Source organism: Nocardia anaemiae NBRC 100462 (assembly GCF_001612725.1).
Taxonomy (GTDB): domain Bacteria; phylum Actinomycetota; class Actinomycetes; order Mycobacteriales; family Mycobacteriaceae; genus Nocardia; species Nocardia anaemiae.
Genome location: NZ_BDAZ01000025.1, coordinates 23287 through 41509 on the forward strand (window position 1 = coordinate 23287; position 18223 = coordinate 41509).

At 65.5% G+C, this 18223-nt stretch carries 19 protein-coding genes; 8 read left to right on the forward strand and 11 right to left on the reverse strand.

The genetic code is table 11. The features are described 5' to 3' along the window. The 4 genes from NA5_RS39305 (at nucleotide 1) to NA5_RS16360 (ending at nucleotide 3703) form a co-directional block, all read left to right on the forward strand. A complete protein-coding gene (locus NA5_RS39305; protein WP_084484185.1) occupies nucleotides 1-1554 on the forward strand; it encodes a family 2 encapsulin nanocompartment cargo protein terpene cyclase in 1554 nt (517 codons plus the stop codon). 51 nt (nucleotides 1555-1605) lie between these two features. Then, complete coding sequence (locus NA5_RS16350; RefSeq protein ID WP_062986684.1) at nucleotides 1606-2478, forward strand: geranyl diphosphate 2-C-methyltransferase; 873 nt, start codon at nucleotides 1606-1608, stop codon at nucleotides 2476-2478. Continuing rightward, on the forward strand, nucleotides 2475-3053 hold the full coding sequence (idi, locus tag NA5_RS16355; RefSeq protein WP_084484186.1) for an isopentenyl-diphosphate Delta-isomerase: 579 nt from the start codon (nucleotides 2475-2477) through the stop codon (nucleotides 3051-3053). Before NA5_RS16350 ends, idi begins: the two co-directional genes overlap by 4 nt. Nucleotides 3054-3358: 305 nt before the next feature. After that, nucleotides 3359-3703: a hypothetical protein gene (locus NA5_RS16360; protein WP_062986686.1), complete on the forward strand. Its 345-nt coding sequence runs from the start codon at nucleotides 3359-3361 to the stop codon at nucleotides 3701-3703. A 4-nt stretch (nucleotides 3704-3707) separates the two neighbouring features. Here NA5_RS16360 and NA5_RS16365 read toward each other — a convergent pair whose 3' ends face one another. From NA5_RS16365 to NA5_RS16375, 3 genes are all read right to left on the reverse strand, one after another. Next, nucleotides 3708-4439 (reverse strand): aspartate/glutamate racemase family protein, encoded by a 732-nt coding sequence (locus tag NA5_RS16365; protein WP_062986688.1) that lies wholly within the window; start codon nucleotides 4437-4439, stop codon nucleotides 3708-3710. Further along, nucleotides 4439-5923, reverse strand: coding sequence for an NCS1 family nucleobase:cation symporter-1 (locus NA5_RS16370; protein WP_062986690.1), 1485 nt, complete (start codon nucleotides 5921-5923; stop codon nucleotides 4439-4441). Before NA5_RS16370 ends, NA5_RS16365 begins: the two co-directional genes overlap by 1 nt. A gap of 84 nt (nucleotides 5924-6007) precedes the next feature. Continuing rightward, a complete protein-coding gene (locus NA5_RS16375; RefSeq protein ID WP_062986692.1) occupies nucleotides 6008-6730 on the reverse strand; it encodes a GntR family transcriptional regulator in 723 nt (240 codons plus the stop codon). Nucleotides 6731-6892: 162 nt separating this feature from the next. On the opposite strand from NA5_RS16375, the gene NA5_RS16380 reads away from it, so the two are divergent. Together NA5_RS16380 and ilvA are read left to right on the forward strand one after the other, a co-directional pair. Beyond that, nucleotides 6893-8062, forward strand: coding sequence for a serine hydrolase domain-containing protein (locus NA5_RS16380; RefSeq protein WP_062986694.1), 1170 nt, complete (start codon nucleotides 6893-6895; stop codon nucleotides 8060-8062). Between the two features lie 39 nt (nucleotides 8063-8101). Next, the gene (ilvA, locus tag NA5_RS16385) at nucleotides 8102-9322 is read left to right on the forward strand and encodes a threonine ammonia-lyase (protein ID WP_062986696.1); all 1221 of its coding nucleotides are present in this window, start codon (nucleotides 8102-8104) and stop codon (nucleotides 9320-9322) included. A 36-nt stretch (nucleotides 9323-9358) separates the two neighbouring features. Here the strand turns inward: ilvA and NA5_RS16390 are convergent, their stop codons facing one another. The 4 genes from NA5_RS16390 to NA5_RS16405 form a co-directional block, all read right to left on the reverse strand. Further along, nucleotides 9359-10333, reverse strand: a complete 975-nt coding sequence (locus NA5_RS16390; protein ID WP_062986698.1) for an ABC transporter substrate-binding protein — start codon at nucleotides 10331-10333, stop codon at nucleotides 9359-9361. Nucleotides 10334-10387: 54 nt separating this feature from the next. Next, nucleotides 10388-11428, reverse strand: a complete 1041-nt coding sequence (locus NA5_RS16395; protein WP_062986700.1) for an ABC transporter permease — start codon at nucleotides 11426-11428, stop codon at nucleotides 10388-10390. Then, nucleotides 11425-12201, reverse strand: a complete 777-nt coding sequence (locus tag NA5_RS16400; RefSeq protein WP_062986702.1) for an ATP-binding cassette domain-containing protein — start codon at nucleotides 12199-12201, stop codon at nucleotides 11425-11427. Before NA5_RS16400 ends, NA5_RS16395 begins: the two co-directional genes overlap by 4 nt. Nucleotides 12202-12319: 118 nt before the next feature. Next, nucleotides 12320-12643 (reverse strand): DMT family transporter, encoded by a 324-nt coding sequence (locus NA5_RS16405; RefSeq protein WP_062986704.1) that lies wholly within the window; start codon nucleotides 12641-12643, stop codon nucleotides 12320-12322. Nucleotides 12644-12802: 159 nt separating this feature from the next. On the opposite strand from NA5_RS16405, the gene NA5_RS16410 reads away from it, so the two are divergent. Continuing rightward, nucleotides 12803-13474, forward strand: a complete 672-nt coding sequence (locus NA5_RS16410; protein WP_157110449.1) for a hypothetical protein — start codon at nucleotides 12803-12805, stop codon at nucleotides 13472-13474. Between the two features lie 6 nt (nucleotides 13475-13480). On the opposite strand, the gene argH is transcribed toward NA5_RS16410, so the two are convergent. From argH to NA5_RS16425, 3 genes are all read right to left on the reverse strand, one after another. Continuing rightward, nucleotides 13481-14902 (reverse strand): argininosuccinate lyase, encoded by a 1422-nt coding sequence (gene argH / locus NA5_RS16415; RefSeq protein ID WP_062986709.1) that lies wholly within the window; start codon nucleotides 14900-14902, stop codon nucleotides 13481-13483. Beyond that, the gene (locus tag NA5_RS16420; RefSeq protein ID WP_062986711.1) at nucleotides 14899-15804 is read right to left on the reverse strand and encodes an SAM-dependent methyltransferase; all 906 of its coding nucleotides are present in this window, start codon (nucleotides 15802-15804) and stop codon (nucleotides 14899-14901) included. Before NA5_RS16420 ends, argH begins: the two co-directional genes overlap by 4 nt. Before the next feature lie 111 nt (nucleotides 15805-15915). Further along, on the reverse strand, nucleotides 15916-17118 hold the full coding sequence (locus NA5_RS16425; RefSeq protein WP_062987193.1) for an argininosuccinate synthase: 1203 nt from the start codon (nucleotides 17116-17118) through the stop codon (nucleotides 15916-15918). 254 nt (nucleotides 17119-17372) lie between these two features. Here NA5_RS16425 and NA5_RS40415 point away from each other — a divergent pair, with 254 nt between their 5' ends. Beyond that, nucleotides 17373-17528 carry a hypothetical protein gene (locus NA5_RS40415; protein ID WP_157110450.1) on the forward strand — a complete coding sequence of 52 codons (156 nt, stop codon included), beginning with the start codon at nucleotides 17373-17375 and terminating at the stop codon, nucleotides 17526-17528. A 105-nt stretch (nucleotides 17529-17633) separates the two neighbouring features. On the opposite strand, the gene NA5_RS16430 is transcribed toward NA5_RS40415, so the two are convergent. Next, nucleotides 17634-18146: an arginine repressor gene (locus NA5_RS16430; RefSeq protein WP_062986713.1), complete on the reverse strand. Its 513-nt coding sequence runs from the start codon at nucleotides 18144-18146 to the stop codon at nucleotides 17634-17636. Between the last annotated feature and the right edge of the window lie 77 nt (nucleotides 18147-18223).

Here is an 18223-nt window from a genome sequence, read left to right on the forward strand (position 1 = left end):
ATGTCGGTGCTTTCCCGCGCCTCGGCACCACCCGCCACCCACGAGGTGGCCGCCGCTGTCGCGGCACTGCTGTCCAATCTCGATACCACCGCTCCACCGACACTCCCGCTGGAGGTTCCGGCACCGGAAACCTCGGCTTCACCTGAAAACACCGAAATACCGGAAAGTACGGAAACACCCGAATGCACAGCAACACCCGAATCATCCGAAACCCAGGCGGTGGAAGCTGATTCGCCAGAACTGGACCGACCTACCCAACCTGAGACGATTGTTCCGCGCAGCCTGCTCGGACCCAGCGGCCTGGGTGCGGCTGCACTCCTACTTCCGACGTCCACCACCACCCAAGCGGGATTACCTACTACTGAGGTACCCGACCCCGCACGCACACCTACTATTCGGGCGGCTGGTCTCCAGCCGCCACCGATAGCGTTTCATGCCCCATCGACCGCTGTCGGCGTGGCGCAGGGGGCCGCGCCGACAGCTACCGAACCGGAATCCCCTCGGAGTCGAATTCCACTCGGCCCCACCGGATTAGGTACCGCGTCGGCCTACCTGCACGGCACCGCGGCACCGATTCCACCGCTGTACTGTCCACCGCCGCTGCGCGATGACCCGGCGTTGGCCGAACTGGTCAACGACGGGCTCATCGACTGGGCGCGGGATATCGGTCTCTACGCCGGGCGCCTGGACGAACTGCGCGATGCCGACTTCGGCCAGTTGATCATGCTCGCCCATCCGGACAGCGACGATCCCGACCGGCTGCTCGCGGCCGCGAAATGCGCCGTCTCGGAATGGTCGGTCGACGATTACTACTGCGAGGAAGGAGCCGATGAGACCGCACCAGACGGCACACCGTCCAGTGCCGAGGCCGAACTCGGTCCCCGACTCGAATTGGCGGCCGCCGCAATGGATCCCGTCCATCTCCCGGCGCGCTACCAGGCCCAGTTGGAACGGGCGTTACAGGCCGATCCGATCCTGCGCGCGTTCCGTACCTCCTTCGAGCATCTGTCCCGGTATGCGACCCCGGCGCAGCTGGCTCGACTGCGTACCGAGATCGCCGGATGGTTCATCGCGCTCGGCGCGGAGGCCGGTTGGCGGGCCGCACACCGGATGCCACCGGTGTGGGAGTACCTGACCAATCGGCAGCCGCACAGTTTCCTGCCATGTATGGCGCCGATCGATGTGGTCGGCGGCTATGAGCTCCAGGCCGCCGAGTACACCGACCCGCGGGTGCGCCGGGTCGTCACCACGGCCGCACTCGCCAGTCAGATGGTGAACGACCTGTATTCGATGGCACGCGAAGACGTTTCGGACGGAAGGGAATTCAATCTCCCGACGGTCTTGGCCGCGGAGGAGCACTGCTCTCGGCGCGAGGCCGTGCTGCGCACCGCCATCGTGCACGACGAGCTGGTGCACCGATTCGAACAGGAGGCCGGTCCATTGGCCGCCGCCGGATCGGCCGAACTGCGGCGTTTCCTCGGCGGACTCTGGGCATGGATGGGCGGCAACCGCGCCTGGCATGCCGCGAGCAAGCGCTACAACGAATCGAATTAGCCAGTACCGCAACGAAATCAGTAGTACCGGAACACGAGAGGATGATCAGGCATGACCATGCTCAATCCCGCCACGGGGTCCGTCCTGCGCACCAGCTACCAGAAAGCCGTTGCCGAGTACTGGAACAACAATCCGAACGACGACCGGGTCAATACCAAACTCGGTGAGGTCGACGGGCTGTTCCACCACCACTACGGCATCGGCGAACCCGATCAGGCGGCGCTGGCCGGGCCCGCGGATTCCCGCGAGGAACGGATCGTCAAGGAACTGCACCGCCTCGAGACCGCCCAGGCATCGCTGCTGCTGGACCACCTCGGCGATATCCGGCCCGGCGATCGGCTGATGGACGGGGGGTCCGGCCGCGGTGGTACGAGTTTTATGGCCAATCAGCGTTTCGGCTGTCAGGTCGACGGCGTCACCATTTCCGAATACCAGGTCGGCTTCGCCAATGATCAGGCCGCCCATCGCGGTGTCGCGGACAAGGTGCGCTTCCATTTCCGGAATATGCTCGACACCGGTTTCGACAACGGATCCATGCGCGGCATCTGGACCAACGAAACCACCATGTATGTGGATCTCGGTGAGCTGTTCGAGGAGTTCTCCCGGCTGCTCGAACCCGGCGGTCGCTACGTCTGCATCACCGGCTGCTCCAACGATGTCAACGGCGGACGCTCGGCCTCGGTCAGCTGGATCGATGCCCATTACGGCTGCATGATCCATCCGCGCAGCGAGTATTTCCGGGCCTTGGCCGACAACAATCTGGTGCCGGTCAATGTGATCGATCTGACCGCGGCCACGATCCCGTACTGGGAGCTGCGCACCGAATCCGAACTGGCGACCGGGGTGGAGAAGCCTTTCCTGACCGCTTATAAGGAGGGGAGCTTCCAATACCTGCTGATCGCCGCCGATAAGGTGGGTCGGTGACCGAAACGCTGGCCAAACCCGTCACCGACCGCGAGGCCCTGCCCGTCGAGCTCGTCGACGCGGCCGGGCACGCGGTCGGTGTGTGCCCGGTAGCGCAGGCGCATACCGCGCCTGGGCTGCTGCACCGCGCGTTCTCGGTGCTGCTGTACGACGATGCGGGTCGGGTGCTGTTGCAGCAGCGTGCCGCGGTGAAGACGCGGTTTCCGCTGCTGTGGGCCAACACTGCCTGTGGCCATCCCGCGCCGGGTGAGCCGGTGGCGGCGGCCGCCGCGGTCCGGTTGGCCGAGGAGTTGGGTTTGGCCACCGCGCTGACCGAGGTCGGCATCTTCCGCTATCACGCGCAGGATTCCGCGACCGGTCGGGTGGAGCACGAATGGGATCATGTGCTCATCGGGCGTCTGGATGCCGAGTTCCTACGGACCGCGGCGCCGCGACCGGATCCGGCGGAGGTCGCCGACTACGCGTGGATTCAGCCGGAGGCACTGCGGGATGCGATCGCCGACGATCCTGGCAGCTACACCCCATGGTTGCTCGGTGTGCTCGATATCGCGGAAGAAGCTGTTCGGGTCATCTGAAGGTCATCCCACCGACCCGGCCGAAGCCGGTACATAGGCCGAGGCAGTCACCGATCATCTCTGGCGCGATCTCGTAGTCGGTGATCCGCGCGTAACTGCCTCGGCCGAGTCCGGTCAGCTCGAGTGGGCCGGGCTCACATATTTAGATGCGCATATCTACGTTTCAGCAAGTATTCCTCCGGAAATGGCGGTACTTGTAACGCCGAACAAAGCCTTCGAGAAATCACAGGCACGACACAGGGTGCGAACAGGAGCGACTCGGATCCTGGATCGCGTACGAGGTCTTGAATTCAGCGAGGTGCACGATGGTCGAAGTCGAAGTCACGGACGATAAGGTGACGGTTCATGTGCTCGGCGGGCATCGACTGCTGGCCCTGCGCGAGCACGTGACCTTCGATCTGGCCGATATCAAAGGGGTAACACCCGCCCCGGTCGATCTGCGCCCGCCGTGGGTCCGCGCGCCGGGCACCTTCTTTCCCGGCGTGATCGCGGCGGGCACCTACCGCGGCAGGCGCCGAAAAGAGTTCTGGGACACCAGGTTCGACGGCAAGGCCATTCTCATCGACCTCGCCGGTCCCGGGTTCACCCGTCTCGTCGTCGATGTCGACGATCCCGATGCGGCCATGGAAACCCTGACCGCCGCCGCCTGACGGATCACGGGTTCGAGCCGAAGGAGCGCAGCAGACCGCGATACGACTTCGGTGCGGGCGTGGCGAACTCTCCCCTACCCGATTTGCGCAGGCCGAGGGTGATCAGCGACTGCACGGTGAGGGTGGCCGCCGCTACGCCGTCGATCACCGGTACGCCGATCTGGTCGCGAATGTGGTCGCACAGGTCGGCCATGCCCGCGCAACCGAGGACGACCGCATCGGAGCCATCGGCGTCGACCGCATCACCGCATGCCTCGGTGATGATCTTGCGGGCATCCGGATCTTCCAATGCGAGCACCGGGATTTCGCAGGCGTGGATGCCGCGGCAAAAGCGTTGCATGCCATAGCGGTACACCAGTTCATCCGCCCGTCCGATGGTCCGGCTCAGCGTCGTGACGATGCTGAAACCGCCGCCGAGGTGACTCGCGGCATGCATTGCCGCCTCCGCGATGCCTATCACCGGGCCGCGTGCCAGTTCTCTGGCCGCATCCAGGCCCGGATCGCCGAAGCAGGCGATCACGTAGCCGTCCATACCTTCCCGTTCGCCGCGTTGGATGGCGGCAAGAATGCCTGGGACGCTGAGGGCTTCGTCGTAGTGACTCTCGATCGAGGCCGGGCCCATCTCGGCGGTAACCGCGTCGAGCAGTGTGCCCCGGCCCGTTACGGCGCGGGCACACTGCTCGATCGTGTCGGTCATCGCCCGAGTGGTATTCGGGTTGACGACCTGGATGCGCATCAGGCACTGACTCCCCGCACCGCCAACCGGGTTCGGGTGGCCAGCAGATAGTAGGTGAGGAAGCCGATGCCGCAGCCGATGAACCAGCTGTACTGTGCGGCGGTGTACATGCCGGTGACATCCTTGGCGAGTACCGGGATCACCGCGACGATCGCACCGACGGCGGTGGCGACGATCGCCGCCCGATTGTAACCCTTACTGTACCAATAGGTTCCGGTCTGCGACAAGGTGAACAAGTCGTCGACGACAACCTGTTGTTTGCGCACCAGGTAGTAGTCGGCGATGAGGACACCGAACAGCGGGCCGATGAATGCGCCGAGCACTTCCAGGGTGTAGTGGATGACCTCCGGATTGTTGTACAGATTCCAGGGCGTGATCAGCACCGAGCCGACCGCGGCGATCATGCCGCCCGCGCGCCAGCTGATCCGCTGCGGGCTGACGTGGGAGAAGTCGAAGGCCGGTGAGATGAAGTTGGCGACGATATTGATGCCGATGGTGGCGATGGTGAAGGTCAACGCGCCGAGGACGATCGCGAAGGTGCTGTCGATACGGGCCACCGTCGCAACGGGATCGGTGATCAGCTGACCGTAGACCGGGACCGTCAGCGATGCCGTGATCACCACCAGCAGCGAGAACAGCAGGAAGTTGACCGGCAGCCCGAGCAGATTGCCGCGGCGCACCGCCGCGAAACTCTTTCCGTAGCGAGAGAAGTCGCCGAAGTTCAGCATCGGACCGGAGAAGTAGGACACCACCAGTGCGATGGCACCGAGCATGACCGGCACCGAGGCCCAGCCGGTGTACTTCACCTCGCCGAGCTTCAGGTCGATGGCGCTCCAGCCCGCCTTGGCGATCAGATAGCCGCAGAGCAGGAACATCACCACATACACAGCGGGACCGCAAAAGTCGATGAACTTCCGAATGGATTCCATGCCGCGCCAGAACACGCAGGCCTGCACCACCCACAGCAATAGATAACTGCCCCACCCGAGCAGCGAAAGACCGAGGAAGCCATAGTCGTCGACGACCGCATACGGGGCCAGGCTCGGAAACAGTTTCACCAGTACGACATCCAGCGCCGCCGAGGCGAGGAAGGTCTGAATCCCGTACCAGGCGACGGCGATCAGACCGCGGATGACGGCCGGAATATTCGCACCGAGCACCCCGAATGCGCTGCGGCACATGACCGGATACGGCACCCCGGTCACCTGACTCGGCTTGGCGACCAGATTGCAGAAGAAATAGACGATGGTGATGCCGATCAGCAGCGCAGCGAGCACCTGCCAGCTGGCCAGTCCGAGTGCGAACAGGCTGCCCGCGGTGACGTAGCCGCCGACGCTGTGCACATCCGACATCCAGAACGCGAAGATGTTGTAGGACCCCCAGGTCTGCTTGCGCAGCGGGGCCAGATCCGCATTTGTCAGCCGTGGATCGTAGGCGGGCGGCGTGGATACGGCCGGGGCCGGGGTGGTGAGCGTTTCGGTCATGGTGTTCCCATCCGAGGGTGAAACTGTGATCGAAACGACGGTAAGAACCACGCATTGCCCAGCCATTGCGCAGTTATTGCCCGGCTATTGCGCGATCGATATATCTTCCGGTGCGAGCAGTCCGGTATCGGTGGGCAGCGTCGCTATTACCGTCTCCAACCTGCGGTGATGCCGTTCGGCGATCAGCAGCAGGCGATCCACATCGCGGGCCATGAACGCATCGAGCATCAGCGCGTGATCGGTGTGCAGGCGCACGCGGTCACCGCGGCCGATATGCACCATGGACTGCACCGGCTCGGTGACATTCCACGCCGATTCGAGCATGTGCAGCAGCCGGAACATCCGCGACGGTTTGGTCAGTGCCACGTGGAAATGGCGTGACTGGCGGTGGTAGGCGACCGGGTCGTCATCCCGAATCGCCTGTTCCAGTAGCGAATTCACCTCGAGTAAGCGGGCGCGGTCGGCGTCGCTGGCATTGCGCGCCGCGGCGGCGAGTGAGGCGGTTTCCAGGGTCTCCCGCACGATATACATTTCGCGCAGCTCGTTGGAGGTCAGCTGGGCCACCGCGTAGCCGCCGTGCGGCCGATGCGTGACCAACCCCTCCCCGATCAATGTCTTGAGCGCCTCCCGCACCGGAATGTGGCTGACGCCGAATAATTCGGCGACCTCGCGCAGCGGTATCACGGTGCACGGCGGCACGGCCCCGTCCAGAATCACCCGGCGCAGTTCGCCGAGGATCACTTGCGGTCGGCCTGGCTCGTCGACAACCAACCTGGCCAGTAGCGCCGATCGTCGTCTCGGGGGCATACGGCCACGCTATGCGAGCCGTGTTGCGATCTCCGTCGCGGATGTGACGGTCAGGAAAAGTTCACCGAACCGACTGGTCTCACGGTTGGAAGTTCGGCACCCCGATGGGCCGCGACACCGTCGTGCCATGCTGTTGGTCGGTCGAATGACAGAGGTATTCCCATGACACTTACGACAACGCAGTCGGTCGACCGTCGCTATGTGCGCCTGGTCGCCGAATTCGACAGGCTGTTTCGCCGACCGAGCGACGGCGGCGGCGCACTCGTGGTCTATCAGCACGGCGAACCGGTGGTGGATGTGTGGGCCGGATTCGCGCGGCCGGGCGTGCCGTGGGCCGCCGATACCGTGGCCATGGCCTATTCCACCGGCAAGGGTGTGGTCTCGACACTGGCGCACCGACTGGCCGAGCGCGGACTGTTCGACTACGACGAGCCGGTCGCCACCTACTGGCCCGAATTCGCGGCGGCGGGCAAGGAGCGCATTACGGTGCGGGAAATGCTCACGCACCGGGCGGGCCTGCATCGGCTGCGCGATCTGTTGCCGGGGCCGGTGCCGCGCTACTTCGACGATGCCGAGGTCACCGCGGCACTCGCGGCCTGCTCCCCGGATCCGCGCCATACGATTACCAGCGGCTATCACGGAATCTCCTTCGGGCATTTGGTCGCCGAGCTGATCCGGCGGGTCTCCGGTTCGGATTTCACCGAGCTGTTGCGCACCGAAATCGCGGAACCTCTTGCGGCCGAAGAGCTCTGGTTCCGGGTGCCGGAATCCGAGCGCGGTCGCATCGCCACGAACTTTCCTCGGCTCACCGTCGCGGGGATGAGTTGGGACAGCAGTGCCCGGCTCATGGGCCGGACTCGTTTCGCTGCGGCCGCCGAAACCACGCCGCGCGGATTCGCCGATATGGTTTCCGATCCGCGCCTGCACGATTCGGTGATACCGGGCGTCAACGGGGTCTTCTCGGCGCGCGCCCTGGCGCGGATGTACAGCGCGCTGGCGACCGATGGGCGACTCGGCGACTTCCAGTTGCTACGGCCGGAAACTATCGAGCAGATCACCCAGCGTCAGGTATTCACTCCCGATTACGTTCTGGCATTTCGCATTCCGTGGGCGCTGGGGTATCACGGTGTGCCGATGAAGCCGTCGAAGGCCGAACCGGTTTCCGCCTTCGGGCATTTCGGCCTCGGTGGTTCGGGTGCTTTCGCTGATCCGGCCACCGGCATGTCGCTGGCCTTCGTCACCAATCGGCTCGGCGGGAGGCTGACGCCGCTCGGTGATGCTCGGCTGGCGCGGCTCGGTGCCATTGCGCACAATCTCGCGAAGACCGGATAGTCGCGGCGCATTCGTGCCATGGGCTGGCAGCATGGGCGCATGGAGTTGCTGGGACTGGAACGGATCGAGGCGGCCGCGGCGGCATTGGCGCCGGTGATTCGGCGGACGCCGGTGGTCGCGTCACGGGTGTTGTCAGAACGTGCCGGAACCGAGGTGCGGCTGAAGTGCGAGAATCTGCAACGCACCGGCTCGTTCAAGCCGCGCGGGGCGTATTTCCGGATCGCGAACCTCCCGGCCGACGATCGGGCGCGCGGCGTGGTGGCGGCCAGTGCGGGCAATCACGCACAGGGAGTGGCTTGGGCCGCGGCTTCGCTCGGGATTCACTCGACGGTGTTCATGCCGGTGGGAGCTTCGCTGCCGAAATTGGTGGCCACCAAGGCATACGGGGCCGAGGTCCGCCAGGTCGGCGAGACCATCGACGACTCGCTCGATGCCGCACTCGATTTCGCCGAGCGGACCGGTGCCACACTGATCCATCCGTTCGATCACGCCGATATCGTCGCCGGACAGGCCACGGTGGCCCTGGAGATCATCGAACAGATGCCCGAGGTCGGAACGGTGATCGTGCCGACCGGCGGCGGTGGGCTACTCGCCGGGGTCGCCATTGCCCTGCATCATGTCGTACCGCACGTACGGGTGGTCGGGGTGCAGGCGGCGGAGGCGGCGGCCTGGCCGGATTCGCTGGCGGCGGGCAAACCGGTACGGGTGGCGCGGATGTCGACCATGGCCGACGGTATTGCCGTCGGGCTACCGGGTGAGGTGCCGTTCGCGCACGTCGCGGCGCATGTGCCCGCGGTGGTGACGGTGGATGAGGATGCGCTGTCCAAGGCACTGCTGCTGTGTCTGGAACGCGCGAAGTTGATCGTCGAGCCCGCCGGTGCCGCCGCCGTGGCCGCCCTGATGAGTCGCGAGCCGACCGAACTCGGATTGCGGGGGCCGGTGTGCGCGATCCTGTCCGGCGGCAATATCGATCCGATGATGCTGACCAGGATCATCGGGCACGGTCTGGGGGCGGCAGGGCGCTATCTGGCTGTGCGCGTGACGATTTCGGATCGGCCGGGTGGGCTGAGCGGATTGCTCGCGGTAGTCGGCAAGACCGGTGCGAGCGTGGTGGATGTGGTGCACTCGCGGACCAGTGGGTGGCTCGCGGTCGACGAGGTCGAAGTATCGCTTACATTGGAGACCCGTGGTCCGACACATCGCGACGAAGTGCTTGCCGCTCTGGAGAATTCGGGGTACGCGGTTCGAGTGGAGGATTAGTCGGGTCCGAGCATGCTCGGACCCGACGTCGACCCGTCAGCACTTGCGCTTGTAGAAGTACTTCGAGTTGGCGTCCATATCGGCCTGGGTGATGGCCACCATATCGGTCTGGATATTGCGGGTGACCGGCTTACCCTCCAGTGCGGCCGCGGCCTCGTCTACGCCCTTCGCACCGATCCCCGCCGGATCCTGTGCGATAAGTGCCTGCACTGTACCGGCTTTCAGATCCTCGACCTGTTTGGGACTTGCGTCGAAGCCGACCAATTTGACCTGGCCGAGCTTGTTGGCATTGCGCAATCCGGTCGCCGCGCCCTCGGCCGAGCTGAGATTGGTGGCGAAGATCCCGGCGAGGTCGGGATGGGCGGCCAGCGTCGCGGTGACGATCGAAGCCGCCTGTGCCGCTTCATTATTGTTGTACTGTACGCCGAGTGAGGTGATGCCGGGGAAGGCCTTCACCGCATCTTCGAAGCCCTGTGCGCGCGCGTCGGTGGTGGAGGTTCCGGCCTTGGTGTTGATCACCAGCACGGGTCCCTTGTCGCCGATGAGCTTGGCCAGCGTCTGTGCGGCCAGTTCGCCGCCCTTCTTGTTATCGGAGGCGATCGATGACAGCGCGATCGAGGTGTCGTCCAGTGCGGTATCGACCTCGATGATCTTGATCCCGGCGTCCTTGGCCTGTTTGATCGGGTTCGCCATCGCCTGCGCGTGTGTCGGGGCGATCAGGATGCCGCCCGGCTTGTTGGCCACCACTCCGGTCAGTACCGGCGTCTGCGCGCCCGCATCGAACTTCGTCGGCGCCTGCGTCTCCAGCTTGTAGCCGAGTTTGCTCGCTTCGTCCTGTGCGCCGCACTGCATGGAGATGTAGAACGGTTCGTCGGCGACACCGGGAATCAGCACCAATTTCTTGGCATCAGTGCCGCCGGAATTGTTCACCGAGCCACCGCATCCCACCACCAGCGCGCCGACCGCCGCGATTGCGCCGATCACCACCGCGGTCCGCTTCGCCACCCTCATTTGGCTACCTCCGCCTTATTTTCTTATCGCGCAGTGTTGTAACTGCATACCTCTCTACTTGCGGTCCCGGGCCCGGCGGCGCAGTTGGTCGAACCACACCGCCCCGACCAGCACCGCGCTCACCGCGATCGGCTGCCAGAACACCGGCACCCCCGCGATAACGAAACCCTTGCGCAGCACCGACGGAATGAAGACCCCGATGACCGTGCCGACAATGGTGCCGATCCCGCCGAAAAGGCTTGTTCCGCCGATGACTACACCGGCGATGGCATCCAGATTGTCGGTGCCGTGTCCGCCGATGGTGGTCGTGCCGAAGTAGGCGAGATTCATGAATCCGGCCAGCCCGGCGAGCAATCCGGTCATTAGATAGACCAGCACGAGGTGACGGGTGACCGCGATGCCCGAGCGCCGCGCGGCCTCCTCGTTGGAGCCGATCGCGTAGGTGTAGCGGCCGAATCGGGTGGTGTGCAGCACCCAGGCCGCGAGCACGGTCACGGCGGCGGCGACCAGCACCAGATTCGGTACCCCACCCAGTGACGTGCCGAAACCCAAGGAATTGCGCAATTTATCGGGCACGGTTCTGGTGTCGACACCGCCGGTGATGAGTTGTGCCGCACCGAGTGCCGCGCCGAAAGAGCCCAGTGTGACGATCAGCGGTGGAATCTTGGCCTTCGCCACCAGGATTCCATTGAGCAATCCCCAGATACCGCCGCCCGCAATGGAAATCAGGAAGCCGATTCCGATAATCCCCCAGCCCGCCCCGGTGGCGTTCTCGTCGGGACTCAGCCATTCCATCGTTTTCGCGCCGAGTACGCCCGCGAAGATCAGCACCATGCCGACCGACAGGTCGATGCCGGAGGTGATGATCACGAAGGTCATGCCGACCGAAAGGACCAGCAGCACCGAGGTTTCGATCAGCAGGGTCTGCAGGGTGAAGCGGGTCGGAAACGCGTCGGGACGAAGGATGCTGAAGACGACGCACAGAACGACGAGCACCACACCGATCCACAGCGTGCTCGCGCCCAGAAGTCGTTGCAGTACAGTGCGTTCCGGCAAATCGGGGCCGCCGTTCGGCTCCGCCGCGGTTTTCGTCATGCGGCGTCCTCATCTGACAGCGCGCCGGTCATCGCGCCGACCAACTGCTCCAGGCTCGCGTCGGCGGCGACGAATCGGGCCACCCGCTTGCCGAGGCGCAGCACCTCGATCCGGTCGGCTACCGCCAGTACCTCGGGCATATTGTGGCTGATCAGGACGACCGCAATGCCCTGGTCGCGCACATTGCGGATCACCTCGAGCACCCGCTCGCGCTGTACAACGCCGAGCGCCGCGGTCGGCTCGTCCATGAAGACGACCTTGCTCGCCCACAGCACCGCCCGCGCCACGGCGACACTCTGGCGCTGTCCGCCCGAGAGTGCGCCGATCGGCACATCGGTGCTCTGCAATGTCACGCCGAGGCGTCGGAAGTGTTCGACGGCTTGGGTTCGCATCGTCCGCTTGTCGAGCATGCCGAGTTTGCCCGCCAACCCACGGCGAACCAGTTCCCTGCCGAGAAAAAGATTGGCGGCCGGGTCCAAATCGGGTGCGACGGCGAGATCCTGGTACACGGTTTCGACGCCGAGCCTGCGTGCGGCGGTCGGCGAGCTGAGCACCGTTTCCGAACCGTCAAGCAGAATGGTCCCCGAATCCGGTTGTTCCGCCCCGGAAAGGCATTTCACCAGCGTGGATTTTCCCGCGCCGTTATCGCCGATCAATGCGACGACCTCACCGGCGCGCACCTGAAAGTTGGCTCCCCGCAACGCTTCGACACCGCCGTAGCGTTTCACCAACACTTGAGCCTCGAGTACTACATCGCCCGGTTCCGATGCCATACCCTCACCCGCGTCGACTCAGTTGAGCAAACGTCCGATCCATCGGCCGATGCTACGTTCGCCGCCACCTCCCATGGGACGAATTCGACAAAATGCGCAGGGCGCAACGAGACCATGCTCAGTGTGCGCCACCCAGTTCCAGTGCCAGGACGCCGAGGATCACCAATGCGATGCCGCCGACCTGGATCAGCGAGAGTCTTTCATCGAGGAAGAGGACACCGATGACGGCGATGGCCGCGACGCCGACCGCCGACCAGATGCCGTAGGCGACGCCGATCGGCATGCCGCGCTTCAATGCCTGGGAGAGGAAGAAGAAGGCCGCGCCGTAGCCGATCACGACGATTATCGAAGGCAACAATTTGGTGAAACCGTCAGAGATTTTGAGCGATACGGTCGCGGTGATTTCGGAGGCGATGGCCAGCGCCAGCAACAGCAAGGTCATCGGCGCAGCGTAAACCGTTGCGGCATTTAAGCCTTTGCACCGGTGGTTCGAAAGATCACCACCGCAGACTGGCGCGCAGGCCGCCGGTTTTCGGCGGCGCTGGCAATCGCCGTGAATGTGTCTTCGGTTCGCGGCACTCGCCGACCGAAGGAGGATCCGATGGATGGGGCGGCTCTGGCGGTATTGGTGATCGCGATGGCGCTGCTCGCAGGGGTGCCGATCGTGCTTCTGAGCGTGGCACTGCCGCTCGCGCTTCGCGCCGAGCGCCAACGCAAGCGGGCGCTGTGGCAGTGGGCGGTGCAGCACGGTTGGTCGTTCGCGGAGCGCTCGAAGGCACTTTGGGTGGCACGCCTGCCCGGTGGCGGACGCCGAGCTCTCGGCGTGACACTGTCCGGGATGATGGGCGGCCGCTTGGTGACCGTGGCCGAACACTCGTACACGACGACCACATCGAGCGGTGGTTCCACCAGGACCCAGACGCATCACTACGTCGCCGTCGTGGTCGTGCTGGATCGCCCGCTCCCGTCCGTCGCCGTCATCAGTCGCGGTGCGATGTCGAAGGTCGGCCGCGTGCTGTTCGGCGACCGGCCCACGGCGACCGGCAACGAGGCATTCGATGCCCGCTTCCGGATCAGGTCCGCCGACCCGAGCTTCGCCCGCTGGCTGGTGGGCAAACCGCTGATGGATGCCCACCTGGCCGCAGCCGTGCCGGACTGGAGCCTGGTCGGACAGGACCTGCTGACCTACCGCCTAGGCCAATTGCACCACCCACACGCCATCCCGGGCCTCGTCGCCCCACTGGCCCGAGTAGCAGACCTCTTGGGCCGCTGAGGGGCGTTAGGGGAACAGGGGGCGCAGTTCGGCCAGGGTGTTGCGGATCTGGTCGAGTTGGGCGGCGACCTGGATGCCCGCGGTGCCGCCGCGGGCATTGCGGGAGGCGATCGAGCCCTGCACGGTGAGCACTTCGCGGACCTGCGGGGTCAATGCCGGATCGATGGCGGCGAATTCTTCGTCGGTCAACTCGTCCAGGCCGACGCCGCGCGCCTCCGCGGCGCGCACGCAGGCACCCGCGGCCTCATGTGCGACACGGAACGGAACACCCTGCCGGACAAGCCATTCGGCGATATCGGTGGCGAGGGTGAAACCGGCGGGGGCGAGTTCGGCCATCCGGTCGGTGTGGAAGGTGAGCGTCGAGATCAGGCCCGCGATGGCCGGGAGCAGCAGTTCGAGCTGGGCGACCGAGTCGAACAGGGGTTCCTTGTCCTCCTGCAGGTCCCGATTGTAGGCCAGCGGTTGGGCTTTCAGGGTGGCCAGCAGTCCGGTCAAGTTGCCGATGAGGCGACCGGCCTTGCCGCGGGTGAGTTCGGAGACGTCCGGATTCTTCTTCTGCGGCATGATCGACGAGCCGGTGGACCAGGCGTCGGCGAGGGTGATGTAGCCGAATTCCGGTGTGCTCCAGATGATCACCTCTTCGGCCATGCGGCTCAGATCGACGCCGATCATGGCGAGCACGAACGCCGCCTCGGCCGCGAAATCACGCGCCGAGGTCGCATCGATCGAATTCGCCGCCGCGGCATCGAAATCCAGTTCGGCCGCGATGGCTTCCGGATCGAGTCCGAGCGAGGAACCGGCCAGCGCGCCGGAACCGTAGGGCGACACCGCCGCGCGCTTGTCGAAGTCACGCAGCCGATCGATATCGCGCAGCAGCGGGTGCGCGTGGGCGAGCAGATGATGCGCGAGCAGCACCGGCTGCGCGGCCTGCAGATGCGTCTTGCCGGGCATCACCGCGTCCGGGTGCGCGGCGGCCTGGGCCACCAGCGCGTCGACCACATCGAGCAGTCCGGCGGCGATCCGACGCGCCGCACCGCGCAGCCACATCCGAAAGAGCGTGGCCACCTGGTCATTACGCGAGCGCCCTGCCCGCAGTCGTCCGCCGAGTTCGGCGCCGACCCGATCGATCAGTCCGCGCTCCAGCGCGCCGTGCACGTCCTCATCGGCCTCGGCCGGGGCGAACGCACCCGAACCCACGTCCGCCGCAAGCCGATCCAGTCCGGCGAGCATGGCGGCGAGATCGGATTCCGACAGCAGTCCCGCCTTGTGCAGCACACGCGCGTGCGCCTTCGACGCGCGAATGTCGTAGGGAGCCAGCGCCCAGTCGAAATGCGTCGACTTGCTCAGCGCGGCCATTGCCGCGGCCGGTCCGGACGCGAAACGTCCGCCCCAGAGCGCCCCTTCGTTGGTGCTGCCGCTCTGCGTCATCGTGTGCTGTCTCCTCCGGGTCGTCGGGCGGTGAACAAAGTGTCGGTGGTCATTTTCGCGGCGGCGTCTTCGGGCACTTCGCGGCCGCGGCTGCGCAGTACCTCGACCGGATCGGCACGGGTTATCGTCCAGCCGTGGCCGGTGAACCAGTCGATCGGATCGCTGCGGCCCTCGTCGGAGTACCACAGGTCGCCGACGTCGACCCGGATGTCGAGTCCGGCGGATTCCGCCTCGCGCAACCTGTTCGGGTCCGGTGCGGAACCTCCGGAGCGGTATATCGCGATGCGACTGCCCGGCGCGCTCAGCGCCTCGATGTTGTCGAACAGCCGGTCCTGCGCGTCCGCCGGGAGGTAGCGCAGCAGTCCCTCGACCAGCCATGCGGTCGGTACGGCCGGGTCGAATCCGTGCTCCCGCATCACCCTCGGCCAGTCATGGCGCAGGTCTACCGCAACCTCGCGCCGTTCTGCCGCAGGTTCGACATCGGCGAGCGCTACCGCCTTGAACTCCAATACCTTTGGCAGATCGAGCTCGAATATCGTTGTCCCGCCAGGCCATTTGAGCCGGTAGGCCCTGGCGTCCAAACCTGCTGCCAGGATGACGATCTGGTTGATGCCGTCGGCGGCCGCGTCCTGGAAGTAGGTGTCGAAGTAGCAGGTACGAGCGATCAAGGAGCCGATGATCGGGCCCATTGCCCGCGTCGCGGCCGCCTCGAGGCCCTCGACCTCACCGCGGGCGATGCGCGTCCACGACTCCGAGCCGACCGCCGTCACCAGCAGTTCGGCATAGGGGTCGTGGAACAGCGCGTCCGGACGGCGGGATTCGGCCGCGCGCATGGCGGCGACACCGAGGGCGGTGGCGCCCACGCTCGATTCGATATCCCAGCTGTCGTCGTCGGTCCGCATGGCGCTCCTTTCGGGTCGGCGACTCACGGCGCGCCGACCCGATCGAGCCTAATAGGCGCAGTCGGACCAAGTCCGTCGCTCTTGCGCCTGGCCCGAGCGAAGGCGCAAGCCCTACTTCTGGTTGAGGTCGCGGCGCGCCGCGACCTTGGAGGACAGGCCGTGGATCTGCACGAAACCCTTGGCGAGAGACTGATCGAAGGTGTCGCCCTCGTCGTAGGTGGCCAGGTTGAAGTCGTAGAGCGACTGCTCGGAGCGGCGGCCGTTGACCACGATCGAACCGCCGTGCAGCACCATCCGGATTTCCCCGGTGACGTGCTGCTGGGTTTCGGCGACGAAGGCGTCCAGCGCGCGCTTGAGCGGGGAGAACCAGAGGCCGTCGTAGGCAAGCTCGCCCCAGCGCTGCTCGACCTGCCGCTTGTAGCGACCCAATTCGCGCTCGATGGTGACGTTTTCCAGGGCCTGGTGCGCGGTGATCAGCGCGATCGCGCCGGGGGCCTCGTAGATCTCACGACTCTTGATGCCGACGAGCCGGTCCTCGACCATATCGAGGCGGCCGACGCCCTGGCGGCCCGCACGATGGTTCAGCTCGACAATGGCCTCGAGCACGCTGACCTGGCGGCCGTCGACGGCGACCGGCACACCCTTGTCGAAGGTGACGATGAGTTCGTCGGGCGCTTCGAAGTTGACCGTCGGGTCCGAGGTGTAGTCGTAGACGTCCTTGGTCGGCGCGTTCCAGAGGTCCTCGAGGAAGCCGGTCTCCACCGCGCGGCCCCACACGTTCTGGTCGATCGAGAACGGCGACTTCTTGGTGACATTGATCGGCAACTGGTTCTCCTCGGCGAAGGCGATGGCCTTCTCCCGAGTCCAGGCGTAATCGCGGACCGGGGCGATCACATTCAGGTCGGGGGCCAGCGCGCCGATGCCGACCTCGAAGCGGACCTGATCGTTGCCCTTACCGGTGCAGCCGTGCGCGACGGTGCTGGCACCGTGGAACTTGGCGGCCTCGACCAGGTGCTTGACGATGAGCGGACGGCTGATCGCCGAGACCAGCGGGTACTGGCCCATGTACATGGCGTTGGCCTGAATCGTCGGCAGGCAGTATTCGTTGGCGAATTCGTCGCGCGCGTCGACCACGATCGCCTCGACGGCGCCGCAGTCCAGCGCGCGCTGGCGCACCACATTCATGTCCTCGCCGCCCTGGCCCAGATCGATGGCGACCGCCACGACCTCGGCGCCGGTCTCCTTGCCGATCCAGCTGATCGCAACGGAGGTATCGAGCCCACCGGAGTAGGCGAGTACGACGCGCTCGGACATGTCTTTGTGCTCCTCGGTTTCGTGCTTGTCTGCAGGTCGTGCCCGCATCCGCGGGCGGCGGGGCGCGGCGCTCACCGACGCGCCCAAATCGCACGTCAGGCGGCCCGCACCGTCATGCAAATGATTATGCACGATGATGCAAGCCCATTCACAACCGGGTCCGAGTTCCACCTTCTCGGTAGCACCTTGGCACCCCCTAGCGCCTATGTCACGCTTTATCCGGTAACTGTCGGAGCGGGCAAAGGACGGACCCAATGCTGCTGCACCTCATAGCAGGAGAATTCAGCACCCTCGGCAACGACGTCCTCGACATCGGCCGCGCCTTGGTCGACCTCGTACAAGACATCATCAACGTAGGCACCCCCGGCAACACCCCGCGCGGCGGCGGCGGCCAATACCCCTTCGGCTGACCCTGCGATCGCATCGCATACGCAGTGCCTACGCATAGGTTGTGCCCTATGCGAGGTAGGCACTGGGTATGCGTCACCATCGCAGCGTGCGGATGGGATCCCGGCTCAGGCGAGTTCCTCGATCTTGGCGGCTAGTTCGGCGCCGGTGAGGGGCTCGCGGGCTATTACGGCGATGGTGTCGTCGCCCGCGATGGTGCCGACGATGAAGGGCAGCGCGGCGCGGTCCAAGGCGCTGGCCAGGTAGTGGGCGGCGCCGGGCGGGGTACGAAGCACGGCGATATTGCCGCTGGAGTCGGTGGAGACCAGCAGGTCGCCGAGGAGTTTGGACAGGCGATCGGTGCCGCCGGTGACGCCGCGCACGGGGCTGCCGTCCTCGGGCACCACATAGACACCCGCACCACCATCGGCGGCACGCAACTTCACTGCGCCGAGTTCGTCGAGGTCGCGGGACAGGGTGGCCTGGGTGGTCTCGATGCCTTCGGCGGCGAGCAGTGCGGCGAGTTCGGTTTGACTGCGGACCGCATGCGCCGTCAGCAGTTCGATGATGCGGGACTGGCGACCGGCGCGGGTTCGAGCGATAGCAGGGGCGGACTTACCCGCGTCGGGTTGGACTGTCATGGCCGAGCCTCGCTGCCGCGTCTCGCGCCGAGCCGCGCGAACGCCGTGTCGAATCGCGGACCGATGTGGCCACAGAC

Excerpts from the sequence above, each read along its gene's own strand:
- NA5_RS39305 (WP_084484185.1), top strand. The coding sequence starts at position 1 with ATGTCGGTGCTTTCCCGCGCCTCGGCACCACCCGCCACCCACGAGGTG.
- NA5_RS16350 (WP_062986684.1), top strand. The coding sequence starts at position 1,606 with ATGACCATGCTCAATCCCGCCACGGGGTCCGTCCTGCGCACCAGCTAC.
- NA5_RS16360 (WP_062986686.1), top strand. The coding sequence starts at position 3,359 with ATGGTCGAAGTCGAAGTCACGGACGATAAGGTGACGGTTCATGTGCTC.
- NA5_RS16365 (WP_062986688.1), bottom strand. The coding sequence starts at position 4,439 with ATGCGCATCCAGGTCGTCAACCCGAATACCACTCGGGCGATGACCGAC.
- NA5_RS16370 (WP_062986690.1), bottom strand. The coding sequence starts at position 5,923 with ATGACCGAAACGCTCACCACCCCGGCCCCGGCCGTATCCACGCCGCCC.
- NA5_RS16375 (WP_062986692.1), bottom strand. The coding sequence starts at position 6,730 with ATGCCCCCGAGACGACGATCGGCGCTACTGGCCAGGTTGGTTGTCGAC.
- NA5_RS16380 (WP_062986694.1), top strand. The coding sequence starts at position 6,893 with ATGACACTTACGACAACGCAGTCGGTCGACCGTCGCTATGTGCGCCTG.
- ilvA (WP_062986696.1), top strand. The coding sequence starts at position 8,102 with ATGGAGTTGCTGGGACTGGAACGGATCGAGGCGGCCGCGGCGGCATTG.
- NA5_RS16390 (WP_062986698.1), bottom strand. The coding sequence starts at position 10,333 with ATGAGGGTGGCGAAGCGGACCGCGGTGGTGATCGGCGCAATCGCGGCG.
- NA5_RS16395 (WP_062986700.1), bottom strand. The coding sequence starts at position 11,428 with ATGACGAAAACCGCGGCGGAGCCGAACGGCGGCCCCGATTTGCCGGAA.
- NA5_RS16400 (WP_062986702.1), bottom strand. The coding sequence starts at position 12,201 with ATGGCATCGGAACCGGGCGATGTAGTACTCGAGGCTCAAGTGTTGGTG.
- NA5_RS16405 (WP_062986704.1), bottom strand. The coding sequence starts at position 12,643 with ATGACCTTGCTGTTGCTGGCGCTGGCCATCGCCTCCGAAATCACCGCG.
- NA5_RS16410 (WP_157110449.1), top strand. The coding sequence starts at position 12,803 with ATGGATGGGGCGGCTCTGGCGGTATTGGTGATCGCGATGGCGCTGCTC.
- argH (WP_062986709.1), bottom strand. The coding sequence starts at position 14,902 with ATGACGCAGAGCGGCAGCACCAACGAAGGGGCGCTCTGGGGCGGACGT.
- NA5_RS16420 (WP_062986711.1), bottom strand. The coding sequence starts at position 15,804 with ATGCGGACCGACGACGACAGCTGGGATATCGAATCGAGCGTGGGCGCC.
- NA5_RS16425 (WP_062987193.1), bottom strand. The coding sequence starts at position 17,118 with ATGTCCGAGCGCGTCGTACTCGCCTACTCCGGTGGGCTCGATACCTCC.
- NA5_RS40415 (WP_157110450.1), top strand. The coding sequence starts at position 17,373 with ATGCTGCTGCACCTCATAGCAGGAGAATTCAGCACCCTCGGCAACGAC.
- NA5_RS16430 (WP_062986713.1), bottom strand. The coding sequence starts at position 18,146 with ATGACAGTCCAACCCGACGCGGGTAAGTCCGCCCCTGCTATCGCTCGA.